14 protein-coding genes are annotated in these 16,596 nt (G+C 56.7%); 9 read left to right on the top strand and 5 right to left on the bottom strand.

From position 1 onward, the window contains the following. The first annotated feature begins 44 nt into the window (after positions 1-44). On the top strand, positions 45-1,376 hold the full coding sequence (locus tag AB7M29_RS23550; protein WP_454248116.1) for an aminotransferase-like domain-containing protein: 1,332 nt from the start codon (positions 45-47) through the stop codon (positions 1,374-1,376). A gap of 117 nt (positions 1,377-1,493) precedes the next feature. Here AB7M29_RS23550 and AB7M29_RS23545 read toward each other — a convergent pair whose 3' ends face one another. Continuing rightward, complete coding sequence (locus tag AB7M29_RS23545) at positions 1,494-2,255, bottom strand: hypothetical protein (RefSeq protein ID WP_454248115.1); 762 nt, start codon at positions 2,253-2,255, stop codon at positions 1,494-1,496. A gap of 256 nt (positions 2,256-2,511) precedes the next feature. On the opposite strand from AB7M29_RS23545, the gene AB7M29_RS23540 reads away from it, so the two are divergent. The 3 genes from AB7M29_RS23540 to mqo all read left to right on the top strand — a co-directional run bounded on the left by AB7M29_RS23540 (position 2,512) and on the right by mqo (position 5,833). Next, a complete protein-coding gene (locus AB7M29_RS23540) occupies positions 2,512-3,081 on the top strand; it encodes a YceI family protein (protein WP_454248114.1) in 570 nt (189 codons plus the stop codon). 77 nt (positions 3,082-3,158) lie between these two features. After that, the gene (locus AB7M29_RS23535; protein WP_454248113.1) at positions 3,159-3,869 is read left to right on the top strand and encodes a GNAT family N-acetyltransferase; all 711 of its coding nucleotides are present in this window, start codon (positions 3,159-3,161) and stop codon (positions 3,867-3,869) included. Between the two features lie 317 nt (positions 3,870-4,186). Then, a complete protein-coding gene (gene mqo / locus AB7M29_RS23530; protein WP_454248112.1) occupies positions 4,187-5,833 on the top strand; it encodes a malate dehydrogenase (quinone) in 1,647 nt (548 codons plus the stop codon). A 763-nt stretch (positions 5,834-6,596) separates the two neighbouring features. On the opposite strand, the gene AB7M29_RS23525 is transcribed toward mqo, so the two are convergent. Both AB7M29_RS23525 and AB7M29_RS23520 read right to left on the bottom strand, forming a co-directional pair. Then, complete coding sequence (locus AB7M29_RS23525) at positions 6,597-7,055, bottom strand: HvfA family oxazolone/thioamide-modified RiPP metallophore (protein WP_429426297.1); 459 nt, start codon at positions 7,053-7,055, stop codon at positions 6,597-6,599. Between the two features lie 773 nt (positions 7,056-7,828). After that, a complete protein-coding gene (locus tag AB7M29_RS23520) occupies positions 7,829-9,040 on the bottom strand; it encodes a multidrug effflux MFS transporter (protein ID WP_454248111.1) in 1,212 nt (403 codons plus the stop codon). A 612-nt stretch (positions 9,041-9,652) separates the two neighbouring features. Between AB7M29_RS23520 and AB7M29_RS23515 the strand changes: the two genes are divergently transcribed. From AB7M29_RS23515 to AB7M29_RS23500, 4 genes are all read left to right on the top strand, one after another. Beyond that, complete coding sequence (locus AB7M29_RS23515) at positions 9,653-10,576, top strand: enoyl-CoA hydratase/isomerase family protein (protein WP_454248110.1); 924 nt, start codon at positions 9,653-9,655, stop codon at positions 10,574-10,576. A 194-nt stretch (positions 10,577-10,770) separates the two neighbouring features. Then, positions 10,771-11,802, top strand: a complete 1,032-nt coding sequence (ahr, locus tag AB7M29_RS23510; protein ID WP_454248109.1) for an NADPH-dependent aldehyde reductase Ahr — start codon at positions 10,771-10,773, stop codon at positions 11,800-11,802. 112 nt (positions 11,803-11,914) lie between these two features. After that, positions 11,915-12,313 carry a tautomerase family protein gene (locus tag AB7M29_RS23505; RefSeq protein WP_454248108.1) on the top strand — a complete coding sequence of 133 codons (399 nt, stop codon included), beginning with the start codon at positions 11,915-11,917 and terminating at the stop codon, positions 12,311-12,313. 183 nt (positions 12,314-12,496) lie between these two features. Further along, positions 12,497-13,066 (top strand): DJ-1/PfpI family protein, encoded by a 570-nt coding sequence (locus AB7M29_RS23500; RefSeq protein WP_454248107.1) that lies wholly within the window; start codon positions 12,497-12,499, stop codon positions 13,064-13,066. 256 nt (positions 13,067-13,322) lie between these two features. On the opposite strand, the gene AB7M29_RS23495 is transcribed toward AB7M29_RS23500, so the two are convergent. Further along, a complete protein-coding gene (locus AB7M29_RS23495; RefSeq protein ID WP_454248106.1) occupies positions 13,323-13,721 on the bottom strand; it encodes a hypothetical protein in 399 nt (132 codons plus the stop codon). A gap of 359 nt (positions 13,722-14,080) precedes the next feature. Here AB7M29_RS23495 and AB7M29_RS23490 point away from each other — a divergent pair, with 359 nt between their 5' ends. Beyond that, complete coding sequence (locus tag AB7M29_RS23490; RefSeq protein WP_454248105.1) at positions 14,081-14,848, top strand: tetratricopeptide repeat protein; 768 nt, start codon at positions 14,081-14,083, stop codon at positions 14,846-14,848. A 126-nt stretch (positions 14,849-14,974) separates the two neighbouring features. On the opposite strand, the gene AB7M29_RS23485 is transcribed toward AB7M29_RS23490, so the two are convergent. Continuing rightward, the gene (locus AB7M29_RS23485; RefSeq protein WP_454248755.1) at positions 14,975-16,564 is read right to left on the bottom strand and encodes a winged helix-turn-helix domain-containing tetratricopeptide repeat protein; all 1,590 of its coding nucleotides are present in this window, start codon (positions 16,562-16,564) and stop codon (positions 14,975-14,977) included. Positions 16,565-16,596: the final 32 nt, after the last annotated feature.

Below are 16,596 nucleotides of genomic sequence, written 5' to 3'. Positions count from 1 at the left end.
CGAAACTCAATACAATCAAAATATTGTCATGGATACACTTGCGCATGCCTCGTTCACGCTACAAATCACTGGTGGATGAATTTGCCGCGGACATCCGCTCCGGACGACTGTTGCCGGGTACGCGCTTGCCGACCCACCGTCAGTTGGCCGTAACCGAAGGCCTGGCGCTCGTGACGGCCTCTAGGGTGTATGCGGAGCTGGAAGCCATGGGCCTGGTCAGCGGAGAGATGGGGCGGGGCACCTTCGTCAGAGAAACATCGTGGTCGCCAGGCCAGAACATCGACCAGCATAGCGTGGCGGCTGGCATGACGGACCTGAACTTCAATTACCCGGCGCTTCCCGGGCAGGCAGAATTATTGCGAAATGCCCTGCGCCAACTCGCCTCGGCCGGCGATCTGGAATCGCTGCTGCGCTATCAGCCACACGCGGGGCGCGCGCATGAACGCGCCGCTGTGGCACGCCATCTGCGCGTCCGAGGCTTGGCGGTTGAGGCGGAGCAGGTGCTGATCGTCACCGGTGCCCAGCAGGGGCTGGCCGTGACGATGATGGCGCTGTTGCAACCCGGTGACGTGATTGCAGCGGACGCGTTGACCTATTCGGGCTTCAAGGCCTTGGCCGACTCACTGCACCTTGAAATCGTGCCCATTCCGGTGCTCGATCACGGCCCGGATCTGGAAGCGCTGGAAAGTCTTTGCCGGCATCGGCGCGTGCGGGCCGTGTACACGATGCCGACCCTGCACAATCCGCTGGGATGGGTAATGAGTGCCGATCAACGCGACGATCTGGTGACGGTTGCGCGCCGTCATGGGCTGCTGATCATCGAGGATGCGGCTTACGCCTTCCTGGCGGAAAATCCCCCCGCGCCGCTGGCGGTCCTCGCCCCCGAGAGGACGGTCTACGTGTCAGGGCTCTCCAAGAGTGTGGCCACCGGCCTGCGCGTCGGCTTCGTCGTCGCCCCCCTCCAACACGTCCCCGCGCTGGAGCGCACGATCAAAGCGACCACCTGGAATACCCCGGGCGTGATGACGGCAATCGCCACTGCATGGCTCGACGACGGCACCGTCATGCAACTGGAAGCCGAAAAGCGCCAGGACGCGCAAGCGAGGCAAGTCGTGGCCGGCGAGGTACTGGCGGGGCTGCGCTGCATTCGCCATCCCTCGTCGTATTTTCTTTGGCTGCCGTTGTCGGAAGACGCAAGGGCCGACCAGATCGCCATGGCGTTGATGCGCGAAAATGTGTCGGTTTCAACTGCTGAACCGTTTGCCACCTCGGCCAATGTTCCGCACGCGTTTCGCCTGGCGCTGGGCTCGGTGGAGATGGGCGCATTGAGGGAGGCGCTGGAAAAGGTGAAGTGGATGATTGGGGCTTATTCGTAGCCAGCTCTACAGACGAATTCTTAAGTTGTAATGTAGAGCTCTCGTATGAAAAAAAACCAGGGAAGTCCTCAGTGCTGAAGACTTTCCGACGGCCAGTAAAGAGCCTTATTCCGACACCTAGCGCATGACAATCTCACTGAATTTGACGGTAAGCGCCTCATCATTCCCATCCCGAAACACCAACTTGATCGCAGGCGTTTTGCTCAGCTTGCTGTTGCTCTGCTGGAAGATCAGCGTAACGCGTGTCGGTACATTGCGAATCAGCGGGAAGCGTAGCCAGGCGTTGTCCTCGACCTGGCCTACCCGGATCGACTCGAACTTGAGTGGGCCGCCGGACTCGTCGAATAGCCGGGTGCCGTCGTCGAAGCGAAAGCTGCGATCTATATTCAGGTTGGTCAGTTCAAACGTACAGGTGGGCAAACGGCCGATATTTTCGCAGCCCTCCAGTTCGATGCGAACGTTATCCAGCACTTCCATACGCTTGCCGAGCAGGTTGTTGCCTTCGTTTTCGACGATCTTGGCTTGCAGTTTGGCGAATTCGAAAGAGGGCTTGGCGTATTCGGTGCCGAGGATAAAAAAGCCGAAAGACAAGCCGGCAACCATGAAGAACTGCAATGTGCCTCGGAGCATCGGCGTGAAGTTACGAATCTGCCAGCCGATTGAAACGGCTCCCAGAAACAGAAAGGTACTCACCAGCAATACCACGTTTTTCCAGCTGATGAAGCTGAAGCCGAACACGCTGGGGTCCGGCACCGCATAAGTGATCAACGCCCACATGGCGCCGAGCACGACGCTGAGGCCTGCCATGCCGCGGGTGATTAATGAGGTGATTTTCTGAGTGCGGGTAAGCGGTATTGCTGAATCTTGCGGGGATATCACAGTGCTGACTCCTTGTTCCATAGCCGATCGTCCATCCTTGAAGGCGACTGTCAGGCTGTAGCGATAGAAAACCTTGAGACATCAAGGTTCGGGCCTGATTGTGGCGGGGTGCCATTATCCAGTAATGGTGGGGCGGGTAAAGGCGTGCGGTATGGCTTCGCTGGAATAAACAGCGAATATTTGCTTAAGTCCAGCTATCGCAGCCACGTCGGTGAGGTACTTCAATCCCTGACGGGCGCTTCAACCGGAGAATCCCATGCCCCCTCGATTCCCGCGTTTCGCCGCATTGCTCGCCATCCTCACGGTCGGCACTTTGCCCTGCGCCCATGCCGTCGAATACACCCAGGTCAACACCACCGCCAGCAAAATCTCGTTCACCTATAACCAGTTCGGCACCAGGGCATACGGTACCTTCGGCAAGTTCGACGTCACGCTCGATTTCGACACCACGAACCCCACCGCGGCCCGCGCCTCGCTGACCATCGACCTTGCCAGCATCGAAGCCGGGGGCAGCGATGCCAACAGTGAGCTGCAAAAACCTGCCTGGTTCAACACGGCGAAGTATCCGGTGGCGACCTTTGAATCGACCGGGGTGGAAGCACTGGGCGACCACCGCTACTTGATCACCGGCAATCTCACGCTCAGGGGCATGACGCGCGAGTTGCAGGTCAAGGTGCTGTTGAAGCCGGAACATGCCATCGGGATCTTCGATGGCGACATCGTTGTGAAACGCAGCGACTTCAACATCGGGGAAGGAGAGTGGGGCGACAAGGTGGTCTCCAACGACATCAGCATCCGCTTCCGCATCGTCGCGCCCGAGCGGTGATTTTCCTGTGAGGGGCTCGATCTGTGACAATAGCGGGGCTGATGCTCAGTAAGCCTTAACCCGGAGTCAGAAACGCAATGCCCCAGCTCACCCACTTTGCCACCCCATGCCCAGAGCCCATCAACAGCCAGATCCTGCAGATGGTCGTCGACAACCTGACCGACATCAGCATGGTGGGCATCGCGCCGAGCAACCCGTTGTACAACGTCTATCAATACACGGTGGGCTATGAGGTTCATCTCTACCTCGAAGCGCTCAGCGGCGCCAAAGGCATTGCTGTCGAACTGATCGTGGCAACGGATGACGAAGACCCCGAGACAGTCATCGGCTTTCTGCTGTACCTGCCGGTCAAGGACGATCCCGAAGCGTGCGGCGTGGCGTATATGGCAGTGCAGGCCAGCCACCGGCGGCGGGGCGTCGCGCGGGCGATGCTGCAAGACATGCTCGCCCGCTATCCGCATGCCGAGTTGACCTGCACCGTTGCCAAGGTGCCCTGGTTCGAGTCGATGGGCTTCCAGGTGGTGGGCGTGCGCGGCACTCAGGTGCTGATGAACACCCGTGATCACGGCACCGAAGGCTTGATGGGCTTATTGGATGTCACTTCGATCTACAGTTCTTTGGAGGTGCGGCAGATACATACGTATCTGCTGCAGAAACACGGCAAGCGGGCGATGATCGATGCAGAGAAGCAGCGCGACCGGCATCTCGACCAGATGACGCGCAACGCCAAGGCGTTTGTGCTGGATCGTTTGAGCAAAGACGCCGATCACGGACCCCGTCCCGACTAGACTGATGAGTCCTTTCGGGCTCGCAGGCTGGCCGAGGCGTGATATTCTGTCGCATTAACTTGGTTTGACTTATTCGGTTCGTACGTCCACAGACGTCCGACAGAATCAATGTCGCTCAAAGTAGCTGAGCCAATAATGATAAAAATCAGTACGCGAGGGACATATAACTGAGGTCGATGGAGTCACGTCGGCCTTGTGTGCCCACCTTCAAATCCTTGTAAGTGCAGGAACCCACGGCACGCTGCCTGCGTATCCGTACTCTTGGGTTGCTCATGTTGAGGATTGGGGGCGGATGGCGTTTATCATAGGTGCTACAGATGTTTAAGAAACTGAACACAGCCCTGCTGGGGCTGGCTTTGTCGATGGGGATCACGTCCGCCTACGCGGAAGAGGCAAAGAAAGTCGATGTGCTGCTCATTGGCGGCGGCATCATGAGTGCAACGCTGGGTGTCTGGCTCAATGAGCTGGAACCTGGTCTGTCGATGGAAATGGTCGAGCGCCTCGACGGCGTCGCCCAGGAAAGCTCCAACGGCTGGAACAACGCCGGTACCGGTCACTCCGCCTTGGCCGAGTTGAACTACACCCCGGAAGACGACAAGGGCAATGTCCAGATCCCGAAAGCCGTTGAAATCAACGAAGCCTTCCAGATCTCCCGTCAGTTCTGGGCCTGGCAAGTTCAGCAAGGTGTGCTGAAGAACCCGCGTTCGTTCATCAACTCCACTCCGCACATGAGCTTTGTGTGGGGCGATGACAACATCAAGTTCCTGAAGAAGCGCTACGAAGCCCTGCAAGCGAGCCCGCTGTTCGCCGGCATGCAGTACTCCGAAGACCCGGCTGTGATCAAGAAGTGGGTTCCGCTGATGATGGAAGGGCGTGACCCGAACCAGAAAGTCGCGGCCACCTGGAGCCCGCTCGGTACCGACATGAACTTTGGCGAGATCACCCGCCAGTTCGTCGCACACCTGCAAACCACGCCGAAGTTCGACTTGAAACTGTCTAGCGAAGTGCAAGACATCACCAAGAACGAAGACGGCAGCTGGCGCGTCAGCTACAAAAACCTGAAAGACGGCACCAAAACCGAAACCGACGCCAAGTTCGTCTTCATCGGCGCGGGCGGCGGTGCACTGCACCTGCTGCAGAAGTCCGGCATTCCTGAAGCCAAGGAATACGCAGGCTTCCCGGTTGGCGGCTCGTTCCTCGTGACCGAAAACCCGACCCTGGCCGAACAACACCTGGCCAAGGCCTACGGCAAAGCCTCCGTTGGCGCACCGCCAATGTCGGTTCCGCACCTGGACACCCGTGTTCTGGACGGCAAGCGCGTCATCCTGTTTGGCCCATTCGCGACCTTCAGCACCAAGTTCCTGAAAGAAGGCTCCTACCTGGACCTGCTGACCACCACGACCACGCATAACGTGTGGCCAATGACCAAGGTCGGCATCAAGGAATACCCGCTGGTCGAGTACCTTGCAGGCCAACTGATGCTGTCTGACGAAGACCGCCTCAACGCCCTGAAAGAATACTTCCCGAACGCCAAAGCCGAAGACTGGCGCCTGTGGCAAGCCGGCCAACGCGTGCAAATCATCAAGCGTGATGAAGCTGCCGGTGGCGTGCTGAAACTGGGCACCGAAATCGTTGCTTCCGCAGACGGCACCATCGCTGGCCTGCTGGGCGCATCGCCAGGTGCTTCGACCGCTGCGCCGATCATGCTGACCGTGCTGCAGAAAGTGTTCAAGGACAAGGTTGCCTCGCCAGCCTGGCAGGAAAAGCTGCATCAGATCGTGCCGAGCTATGGCACTCAGCTGAACAGCAGCCCTGAGAAAGTGGCTCAAGAGTGGGCTTACACCGCCAAGGTGCTGGAGCTGACTCCGCCGCCGGCGATTGGTCAGGTGGCGGCTCCGGCTGCTGCTCCGGCTGCTCCGGCTAAGGCGCCGAAGGCTAATGCTGCGACGGATATGGCTTTGTAAGTAGAAGCGTAATCGGAAAGCCCACTGGATCGGTGACGGTCAGTGGGCTTTTTTGTGGGGGCGTGTTTTCTGCAAAGGAATATTCATTTCTGCTCACATGTCTGCTTTCGAATGCGGCCCTTCGCGACGGGCAGCAATCGGCCAAAAGCGGACCTTTGCGCATCTGTACTTGCGGCCATTAGCAGCCATTCGTGACCGGCAGCAGTCGGCCAAGACCGGTCCTTCGTGGCACCTAATCGCTACTGATGAAGACTCTCAACTGCCGCGACATATTCCTCGCTACCAATTCCGATCTACCCCCACACCTCACGTTCTTCTCCGCCTTGACGATCGTATTGTTCGTCGGCGTCCCAAAGTGTAAGAATTTGGTTCGGAAAACAGTATTCATACCGGTCGAACACATGCGGGCCGGAGTCGTCCGCAACAGCCATAAAAGAAAATAATTCTGTAGCGGTGGAAAAAACATCGATTCCATGGTTTTTATCCCAGGCGATGACTGATTCTGTGCGCCTCGATACTTAAAATTTTCATGTTCAAGGCTTCCAAAAGTGTGATTAGGAACGGTTAACCAACAACCCAGCGCGGTATGCGTTGAGATTGGAGACAGTGTGCCTTTTGTTTCACGCCTGGGGCTTCTGAATGTCTCGTATTTAGTGCAGAACGTCTTTATTCATCAACAGGTTTTGGAGGAGTGATCATTCGTATCTAGTTAACCAAGAAAAGCCTCCGCAAAAGGCGGAGGCGATTTCACGAAAAGGTAGTATCACTCTTTTGTCGAAAATAGACCTTTTGGCAACTCTTTACCATTTTCGTTGTAAGCGGCCTTGACGCTAATATAAGACTCCATTTCGTCGATATAGCCATCTTTATTAGTGTCTTTCTTTGCAAATACTGCTTGAGCGCCTGGTGCAACAACTAGGAACTCTGCAAGCGAGACTCGAGCATCATGATCGGTATCAATCGAATTGAAAATCGCGTCGCCACACTTGCCTTCACCGCATTTTCCTTCAGCGGTAGTTGCCTTCGAGGGCTTGGCGTTGGTTTCACTGGAACCGCATTTGCCCTCGCCACATTTACCTTCCGAGGTTTTATCTGCAGCGGCTAGTTGATAACCCTGAGGCAATGCTTCCACGGCAAAGGCGGCGGATGACGCTAAGCTAATGCCGGTCAGGGCGAGAGCTGCCAAGCCGAGGCTAGTTTTATTCGAGAACGAACGGGACATATTATTTCTCCGGATATTGTTGCGCGACCAAGCCGCGCAGGACATGCAAGAAAGGGAAAAACCTTATAGAAGGCAAAAGGCAAAGCGGATGAAACCAGAAATCTCTGGCGACATACGCGCAACCACTTTACTTCAACAGGCAGATCTCATTTGGGCGAAATCATTTAGCCGTAGCCGTGTATCCTTGATGTATCGGTAAAATGGGGATTTGTAAGTCAATGTTTAAAAATTTCTTCGGGATACAATAAAATACATATATATGATTCAATTCAGCAACAGATACTAAATTTTGAATTAGGGTTCTGGGTCTCTTCACCCAGTATGACCTTTTGCCTCTCATTTCATGGTTAGTACAGATGGCAGTGATCGGCTAACCGTTCAAAAATCCAATTACGCTGGGTTTGCATTGCACAGAGCAAACCACCGTGGTCAGACGGGTATTTGGCAGCAGGCAGAGAAGGCTCTGCTTCGGCTCGATTTATGTAAGGAGGTCCGCAGAGGAGAAAAAAGATAGTGAACAGCTCAATGACTGCGAAGCTGGCTTCGAGCACTTCAACAAGAGTTATTACTACCAACAGGCAGTAAGACTATTCAAATCTTGAATGACGTAGAACGCAACGTGCCGCACTTGCACACACGGTTGTGACTCCATAAAAAATCCGGAGTCTGATTAAGGCTCCGGATTTTTTTGTGAACTATTGGACACCATCGCAAGCAGCAGGCTTTATCGTGCGGGCCGAATGACCGAGCTGAATTGAACGCCACTGCTGAGCTTACTCCGCAAGTGTGGCCTTCGCAGTGGGCGCCTTGCGTGCGCGCATGACCCGGAAGGCTAAGAAACCGGCCACGGCGAAGGCGGCATTCAGAGCGACCATCGGCAAGGCCGAGTCGTCCTGAAGTCGACTGAGCAATAGGCCGGAAATAGTCGCGCCAGCCATCTGGGCAAAACCGATAAAGCCCGCCGCCAACCCTGCGCGAGTCGGGTTGGGAATCACCGCGCCAGCGACCGAACCCGGCAAGACCATGCCCGCGCCCAGAGTCAGCACCATCTGTGGCAGCATCAAGCCGAGCACTGATGGGCCGTTAAGTTCATGGAGCACTAGGACCAGGCTGGCGCCAACCGCAACTAGGCTGGTGCCGATACCCACGATTTTTTCCGGACCGAACTTCATGATCGTGCGGTTGGTAAAAATCGCACCAGCGATCATCCCCGAAACGATGCCGCCGAAAACCAGGCCATACTGGGTCGGGCTCAAGCCGAGTTGCCCAACGAACACCCGCGAGGAGCCGGCAATAAAGCAGAACATCGCGCCATAGGTGCAGGTAATGGCCATGGAAAAGCTGCGCAAGGATGAGCTTTTAAGTAACACAGCGTAGTTGCTTAAAAGCGTTTTCAACCGACCCGCCTGTGGGTCGCGTTGCAGATTGGTCTCCTTGAAGAACAGCGAGGCGATCAGCGCAAGTGCGCCAAACAATACAGTGGCGAACACAACCGTGCGCCAACCTCCAGCGTGGGTAGCGATCAGCCCGCCAAGCACCGGTGACAGCATGATCGCACTGAGCATGCCAATCACCGTGATGGCCATTATTGGGCCCGCTTTCTCTTTCCAAACATCGCGCACGATGCTCCGCGCCACTACCAACGCAGCGCAGGCACCCAACCCCTGAAGCGCTCGGCCACCGATGAACTCGGCCATATTCCCTGCAAACGCCATCCATAGAGAAGCAAGCACATAAATGGCGACCCCGACGAGCAGCAACGGCCGGCGACCGATGCGGTCGGATAGCGGGCCTAAGAAAAGTTGCCCGAGGCCAAAGACAGCGACAAACACTGATAAAGCCGCCAAGGAGGCACCCGGCGCGGCGTTAAGCCCCATCTCAAGGTCTCGCAGGCTAGGGATCAGCAGCTGGGTAGATATTTCACCTAGGCCGCAAAGCCCAATTAGGAGGGCAAGCAACACGCTGGAACGACTAGGATGTTTCATGGCGATTTCCAAGGTGACGTGAGGGAGGCACGCTCAATTTGTTGGGGTTTCTAGCTGGGGTTATGGCGCATTAACACGAGGTCGCAAGCGCAACAAACCCGCAGCATTATGATCATAATAATTTATTGCTGTAAATATGATGGTCGTAATTTTATTTGCCGTTTATCTCCTCAGGATCCCTTGGGCACCTTCGCATGCGGGACGCGTTAATAGCTTTCCGTAGAGACTGGCTTAAGCGCCCTGGATCACGACATTGAAAAAATGTGGGCTCAGTTGCCTAGAGGTGGTGGCTGGCTAAGTAAAGTTACGCTGCTACGCTTGAATGGTCGGAGCTGCCGACAAAAGACGACATGTTTCGGTCAGCCAAAGTGTCCCGAGTGATTCGGGATAGATCAACCAGCCTACCGTTAACAACTCTGTCGACACCTGTCCCCTACCGCCGATCGTGCCCAGCCGATTTAAGGCGCTTATGCACGAAACCAATGCATGTATTTACTCGCGAAGGAATCGAGCGAAGGGGCGTGAGTTTTAGCGCGCTTCAATTACTACGCAGGCTGCGCACCGCTCAAGCGGGGACCCGCATGCTTTTAGGCAAATCTCATGGAGATTCATATGAGAATTCAGTTGCTTACGGCTGCATTGATCTTCGTTTGTGCGGCGTCATCAGGTGCGGTACTCGCCGGTGACTCCCCCCTTAGTGCGGTTAAACAGGAAATCAAGCTCACGAAGGTCACACCCCAGTACTGGCGTGTCACGTTTCACAACCCTCCGTACAACATCTACGGGCCGGAAACCATGCCGCAGTTGAACGAGGTGGTGACGGCTATCGAGTCCGATCCGAAACTGGTGGTCGTGGTGTTCGACAGTGACGTGCCGGATTTCTTCCTGACCCACTATGACTTCGTGCCGCCGTTGACTGATACAACCAGCATGCCCAATGGGCCGACCGGCCTGCCACCGCTACCCGACATGCTGGTGCGATTGAGCAAGGCGCCAGTGGTCTCGATTGTGTCGATACGAGGCCGTGCGACTGGCGTCGGCAGCGAACTCGCCCTAGCCAGTGACATGCGTTTCGCCAGCCGAGAAAAAGCCATTTTGTCGCAATGGGAAATCGGCGCCGCGCTGGTTCCCGGAGGTGGCCCGATGGCTCGCTTGCCGCGGCTGATGGGACGAGGGCGGGCACTGGAAGTCCTTTTGACCGGCAATGACATCAATGGCGAGCTCGCCGAGCGTTATGGCTACGTCAATCGCGCGCTACCCGATGCCGAACTCGACACATTCGTCGACACCATGGCTCGCCGCATCGCCCGGTTCGACAAACAGTCAATTGCCGACATCAAGAGACTGGTCGACGCGGCCAGCCTTCCACCCAATGAAGCCATCGCCTCAGAATGGGAAGGTTTCATCGGTTCAGTGAAACGTCCGGCGGCGCAGACGCGGATCAAGCAATTGATGGAGCTTGGATTGCAGACGAAAGCCGACGTTGAGAAACGCCTAGCGCATTACACCGGCACCTTGGGTGAGGAATCGAAATAGTTTCCACGCTTTTTTGAAGGAGTCGAATGCAATGTTTGCATAGCTGAAAGCAGGGCTTCGCCTTGCAGATGTAGTTTTTGATTTTTCCAGAGGCTGAAAACGCAACGCCCCGAATCAAACGGGACTTTGTGTCGGCGCCCAAACTTCCTACCGGGCATCACAGCCAAAACCTTCTCCTAATTTGGAGGTATTCGATGAGTACTAGCACCGAACTCGACTCTTTCACCGGTTGGGCTGCTATGGCGGCCGGCGCTCCACTGGAGCTCTATAGCTATAATCCCGGTCCGTTGGGAGATGAAGAGGTAGAGGTCGCTATTGAGTATTGCGGCGTCTGCCACTCTGACCAGTCGATGATCGATAACGAATGGGGGCTGAGCCAATATCCTTTTATCCCCGGTCACGAAGTGGTCGGCAGCATCGTGCGAATGGGTACGCACGTGCGCGGGCTCGATGTAGGGCAACGCGTGGGGATTGGTTGGTACAAGGGCAGTTGCATGCATTGCTCCTCGTGTATCGGTGGCTCACACCACTTATGCAGTACCGTCAAACCCACCATCATTGGTAGCAACGGTGGCTTTGCGGATTACTTGCGTTCGCACTGGGCCTGGGCCGTTCCGTTACCGAAAGAACTCGACCCAGCCATGGCCGGGCCACTGTTCTGCGCTGGCTCGACGGTCTTCAATCCACTTCTGGAATTCGAAGTCAAACCCACTGACCGCGTCGGCGTAGTGGGCATTGGTGGCCTCGGTCATCTGGCACTTCGCTTCCTTAACGCCTGGGGGTGCGAAGTCACGGCCTTTACCTCGACCTTGAACAAAAAGGACGAAGCCAAGCGTCTGGGTGCACACAACGTGATTGCCTCGACCGATAGCAATGCACTGAGAGCCATTGCCGGCACCCTGGATTTTCTCTTAGTTAGCGCCAGCGCGGATCTCGACTGGCCGGCCATGCTAGAAACGCTGCGCGGCAAAGGCCGACTGCATTTTGTAGGTATCGTGCCGAGCGCTATTCCAGTACATGTTTTCAACCTGATACCACAACAAAAAAGCTTGTCCGGCTCACCGATCGGTTCGCCCAATAACACGGCAACCATGCTGGAATTTTGCGCACGTCATAATATCCTGCCGCAGGTAGAGATATTCCCCATGAGCAGAGTTAACGAAGCCATCGATCATTTGCGCAGTGGCAAGGCCCGATACCGCGTCGTGCTGGACGCGAACAAATGACAAACCGACGTGGCAAGTGCGCTACAAACGCACTATCAAATTCGCGCTTGCGATGTATTAACCGCGCGTCTTAAGTACTTGCCCGCCGCCATCTACCTGAGAGGACAATCTCATGCCTTCGATCTCGCTCAAATTGTCGGGTCCACGCAATCCCAACTTGGGTCAGCAAGCTATGGTTGTTATCAATCAGCTCACTGCCACGGTATTGGGCAAACAGCCTGAACTCATGGCAACGACCGTCGAATATATCGCCAATGAGGATTGGTTCATCGCGGGGAAACCGTTATCGCAGGCAGGGGGTAGCGCGTTCCATCTTGTTATCAGCATCACTGACGAGACTAATACAAAAAAAGAAAAAGCGCGTTTTCTCTTTGAGGTTCATTCCGCTATGAAAAAACTACTTCCAGACCTGCATGACATTTCCTACGTGTACCTCATCGATGCACGCGCAGCAGCCTATGGCTATGGCGGCCGCACGCAGGAATGGCGCCATCAGCAACCCGTCGTGTGAACAATCCCGTTTCCTAGTCGATTACCCGGATCGGCAGTTGATGGTTATGGGCATTGGCGATGTGAGACCGCTGGCTTTTGAAGGCATGTCATTTGCGACGCAATGTTGCCAGCCTGGCCGCGGTCTCCTCAACATTTTCAATTGTCACCATATGTTATTGGCATTCATGGAGGATTCTGACTGATGGCACGCGTGGGTTTGATACTGACACCCGGTTTTGCGGACTGGGAATACGCTTTTATTGCAGGAACCGCATCCCCGTTTTACGGGATCGACGTCAGGTTTTTCGCTTCTGCCACGGGGCAGTTCCGCTCGCAGGGGGGACTGGCTGTAACTGTGGATAGCAACTTGCAACAATGCCTGGACTGGAAGCCGGACGTTGTTGTCGTCATCGGTGGAATGATCTGGGAGCATGCAGATGCACCGGACATTCGGGACTTTCTTCATGCTAGTCGTTCAAGTGGAGCGACAATTGCCGGTATCTGTGGGGGAACGCTGGCACTTGCGAGGGCCGGGCTTCTCGACACGGTTCCTCATACCTCGAACAGCGCTGACTTCTTACAACAGAATGTCGTAGGTTATGAAGGGCGCACGCTTTATCGAAACAGTCCAGTCGCTGTGATTGCCGACCGCATCATAACTGCTCCAGGCCCTGCGCCCGTTAGCTTCACCTGCGCAGTGTTCGAAGCTGCCGGGCTATCTTCAGAGATCATTTCTCAGTTCAGGTCAATGTTGGCAGCGGAACACGGGTGAAGCGGGTGTTGGATCAGGTCGATCCGCAGGAGTAGGTGAGGGCGTTGTTTCAGCGTGATGTGTAGTAAGAAGCTCTGTCCCATTTAGGTGGGGCGGGGCTTTTTTGTTTTTCAGATCGGAAGATCAAAAGATCGCAGCCTTCGGCAGCTCCTACGGTCAGCCCTTCGCAGTTCACCGCACCGCAGTCACTCCGGCAACCCAACCAGCCGCAACCCATCAGCGATGTGTTGCAGGCGGTTGATCCCGTGGCGTCGCGCTAGCGACGATAGTAGCGGTGATCGTCTTCGTAGCGGTACCGCATGGCCCGATCTTGACGGCGTTCCCAATCACGATGGCGTTCTGCTTCTCGGCGGGCTTGCTCTCTACGCCAGTTATCTCTACGCCAGTCGTCTCGGCGCCAATGGTCTCTACGATCATGCCGACGGTGTTCATGCCAGTATCGGTCATCATGGGCAAGCAACGGCCCTGGCTGCTTGTCGGCCATACTGGCCAAGGTCGGCCAAGGGTTGCCGGCAGACTGGACCGGAACCTGAACTACTGCGACTTCAGTTGCGATAACAGGGGTTGAGGTCTTCATCTGCGTTGCTGATGCCGAGCCCACTGCCGCGAATGCGAACAGGCCGAAGAGCACCATCCGTGGGTCATGGAATTTCATGAGCGAAGGCAACCTCTGATTGATAACTGGGCGTGTGGCCATCTGACTGCGGGAGCCTGCGGGTTCGCGCTTACCGAGCGGATGTGCCTATCCAAATAGACCGATAAATAAGGAAAAGTTCTAGGGGGGCGCTGCTTAAATAGCCAAAGGCATTCTTCTTTGAAATTTGCTATCTCGATGTCCACTTTTGGCCGCTTTTTGCCCTGCGTGAAGTGCAGCTGATGCTGGTTGTGACGGCCGTTGCAGCAGGAACTTCAGGGTATTGGCCAGGTCAATAGCGGCCCTATATCGGGAATGCCGAGCAGCGCTGTGGTCTGTTTTACGGCAGTGCCTGCGAGTTCAGTCGAGTCCGCCCCCTGATGCCAACCAAGAGTTTTCTGCCCGGCCTCATCCTGGTGTTCTGCACCGTCGCGTCGTTTTGTTCTGTCGCTGCCGAGCGAAGAGCGCCCGCGCAAAGCAACAGCGCATCAACCGCCCTGATCGAAACAGCCTCGCGGCAGTATGAAAATGGCCAATTGGACCAGGCCGCCGCCACGCTGGAGCGTGCCCTGCATATCCAGCCGAACAATCCCGCGACTCTGCATTACCTCGGTGTGTTGCGTCTTCAGCAGGGGGAGTACCAGCAGGCTGAAACCTTGGCGGTGCGCTCGAACATGCGGGTTGGTCGCAACGTCGAGTTGCGCAACCGCAACTTCCAATTGATCCAGGCGGCGCAGCAGGCCCGGTCTTCGGGGACCCCACCCAATGCCAAAGAGGACCTGGTCGCGGTACAGAAGGGGCTGGAAGAGGAGACCCAAAGGCGCCGCGAAGTGGAAATGGCGGCTGTTGAGCAATCCACTCCGGACACTGGGCGCGACGCTGGCAACTTCGCTAGCGCAGAGACAGATCGGGTTTCGGATGCACCGACGGCTGGCAGAGCCGGGCCCGAAGGAAAATTGCAAATGGCTAATGTCGAGCCAGAGCGGGCATACGCTGAGGTTGAGATTCCCCGCGGCCATATGCCGCCTCCGGGCAAATGCCGAATCTGGTTTCCTGATCGTCCGCCGGGGCATCAGCCTGCACCCGGCAAATGCAAGAAGCTGCGATATCGAGTTCCCTCAGGAGCCTACCTGGTGCGCGGTTTCTGAATGTCCAAATCTGGCCGACCATTTGTCCCGAAACTTGCGCTTGCTCGGTGAGGTTCTAGACGGTATCTACGGTAGGGAATTCCCGCGTTGGTTTTAGCAAGCAATTCGCAGCTCACCGAACCGCAGTCACTCAGGCAACCCAGCCAGCCGCAACCCATCAGCAAACCGCGCAAAATCCTCAGGACGCTGGATTGGCAACCAGTCCTTCAGGTTGGAAACACGCAAAGACGGATCCAGCTCGTGCAAACGCTGCATCGCTTGCTTCGCTTTGTCCATGCGTCCGCTGAGTGCGTGACTGGCCGCGATCAGGGCAACCGATGCCAGGAGGCAGGGCAGGTTCCTCAGCGCCTTTTCCGCCCAATCAGAAGCGGCATCGAAGCGCCCGGCGACGAAGTGCGCGAGCGCCATCCCGACTTGCATCCTGAACATTTCCGGATCCAGCGGGCTCAAGCGAACGGCATGGGTCAGATGCTCAATGGCGGCGTCTGTTTCACCGCGCAGTGCGCGCAGGATACCGCCCAGGAACCAGGCGGGGGCGAGGTTGGGGTTGAGCAGGCGTGCCCTGTCGAGCAGGGCGATGCCGCCATCGACATCGCCGGCGAGATGGGCAAGTGCATGTCCGGCTCGCGTCAGCGCCACCGCATCATCCCGGCCGAGCTCCACCGCTAAACGCGCAAGTCGTGCGCCCTCGGCGATTTCTTGAGTCCGATCGGTCATCCAGCCATTCAACTTGCGCCAGAAGTGGCACCAGGCTGCCATGCCATAGGCCGATGCAAACTCCGGATCGAGCTCGATGGCTTTGTAGAACAACGGCAGCGCTTGCTCGATGGCTTCGCGGGTGCCGTTGTGCAGTTTGGCCATGCCGCGCAGGTAATAATCGTATGCGTCCAGGCTTTCCGTCGGTTTGCGCTTGGCGCGCTCGATTTCCGCCCGTTCCAGCTGCGGTGCTATGGCGCCGACGACGCTTTCGGCGATTTGATCCTGCAGCTCGAAGATGTCGTGGAGCATTCCTTCGAAGCGCTCCGCCCAGATATGCGTCCCGGTCGTCGCGTCGATGAGTTGCCCGGTGATGCGTATCTTGTTCCCGGACTTGCGCACGCTACCTTCCAACACGTAGCGCACGCCGAGCGTCTGGCCGACGCCCTGGACGTCCACGTCCCGACCCTTGTAGGTAAAGCTTGAATTGCGCGCGATGACGAACAGCCAGCGGATACGCGACAGGGCGGCGATGATGTCCTCCACCATGCCGTCGGCGAAATATTCCTGCTCCGGATCGCCGCTCAGGTTCTGGAAGGGCAGGACCGTAATGGAGGGTTTGTCCGGCAGGACGAGCGTGGGCGGAGGCGTTTGCTTCAGGTCCACGGGCGTGGGTTCTTCGATGTCAGGCTGTCGCGTTTCCCCGACCTCATCCACCTTGATCTCGCCGACGAAGCGATAGCCCTTACGGGGGACCGTGCGCACCAGGCGCTGCTCTTCGCCGGTATCGCCGATGGCCTTGCGCACCGCGTTGATGTGGCTGGTGATGGTCGATTCCGAGACGATCCGGCCGCTCCACACGGCGTTGAGCAGGTCGTCCTTGCTGACGACGCGATCGCGGTTGCTGACGAGTTGCAGCAATAGATCAAAGACCTGCGGCCCGACAGCAACCACGTGTCCGCGCAAGGTCAGTTCCCGGCGCTCTTGATCGAGCACGTAGTCTTCAAACACGAATGGCAAGGTGAGGATCCCCTGGTCGAGCGCCCCCGACT

The sequence above is a fragment of the Pseudomonas sp. F-14 TE3623 genome (genome assembly GCF_053629015.1).
The sequence above is the reverse complement of the archived record's forward strand: the minus strand, read 5'-3'. Positions and strand labels throughout refer to the sequence as shown.

What these genes read in the sequence shown, in the direction of transcription:
- AB7M29_RS23505 (WP_454248108.1), top strand. Translation starts at nt 11,915, where the DNA reads ATGCCTTCGATCTCGCTCAAATTGTCGGGTCCACGCAATCCCAACTTG.
- ahr (WP_454248109.1), top strand. Translation starts at nt 10,771, where the DNA reads ATGAGTACTAGCACCGAACTCGACTCTTTCACCGGTTGGGCTGCTATG.
- AB7M29_RS23495 (WP_454248106.1), bottom strand. Translation starts at nt 13,721, where the DNA reads ATGAAATTCCATGACCCACGGATGGTGCTCTTCGGCCTGTTCGCATTC.
- AB7M29_RS23520 (WP_454248111.1), bottom strand. Translation starts at nt 9,040, where the DNA reads ATGAAACATCCTAGTCGTTCCAGCGTGTTGCTTGCCCTCCTAATTGGG.
- AB7M29_RS23525 (WP_429426297.1), bottom strand. Translation starts at nt 7,055, where the DNA reads ATGTCCCGTTCGTTCTCGAATAAAACTAGCCTCGGCTTGGCAGCTCTC.
- mqo (WP_454248112.1), top strand. Translation starts at nt 4,187, where the DNA reads ATGTTTAAGAAACTGAACACAGCCCTGCTGGGGCTGGCTTTGTCGATG.
- AB7M29_RS23535 (WP_454248113.1), top strand. Translation starts at nt 3,159, where the DNA reads ATGCCCCAGCTCACCCACTTTGCCACCCCATGCCCAGAGCCCATCAAC.
- AB7M29_RS23490 (WP_454248105.1), top strand. Translation starts at nt 14,081, where the DNA reads ATGCCAACCAAGAGTTTTCTGCCCGGCCTCATCCTGGTGTTCTGCACC.
- AB7M29_RS23540 (WP_454248114.1), top strand. Translation starts at nt 2,512, where the DNA reads ATGCCCCCTCGATTCCCGCGTTTCGCCGCATTGCTCGCCATCCTCACG.
- AB7M29_RS23500 (WP_454248107.1), top strand. Translation starts at nt 12,497, where the DNA reads ATGGCACGCGTGGGTTTGATACTGACACCCGGTTTTGCGGACTGGGAA.
- AB7M29_RS23515 (WP_454248110.1), top strand. Translation starts at nt 9,653, where the DNA reads ATGAGAATTCAGTTGCTTACGGCTGCATTGATCTTCGTTTGTGCGGCG.
- AB7M29_RS23550 (WP_454248116.1), top strand. Translation starts at nt 45, where the DNA reads ATGCCTCGTTCACGCTACAAATCACTGGTGGATGAATTTGCCGCGGAC.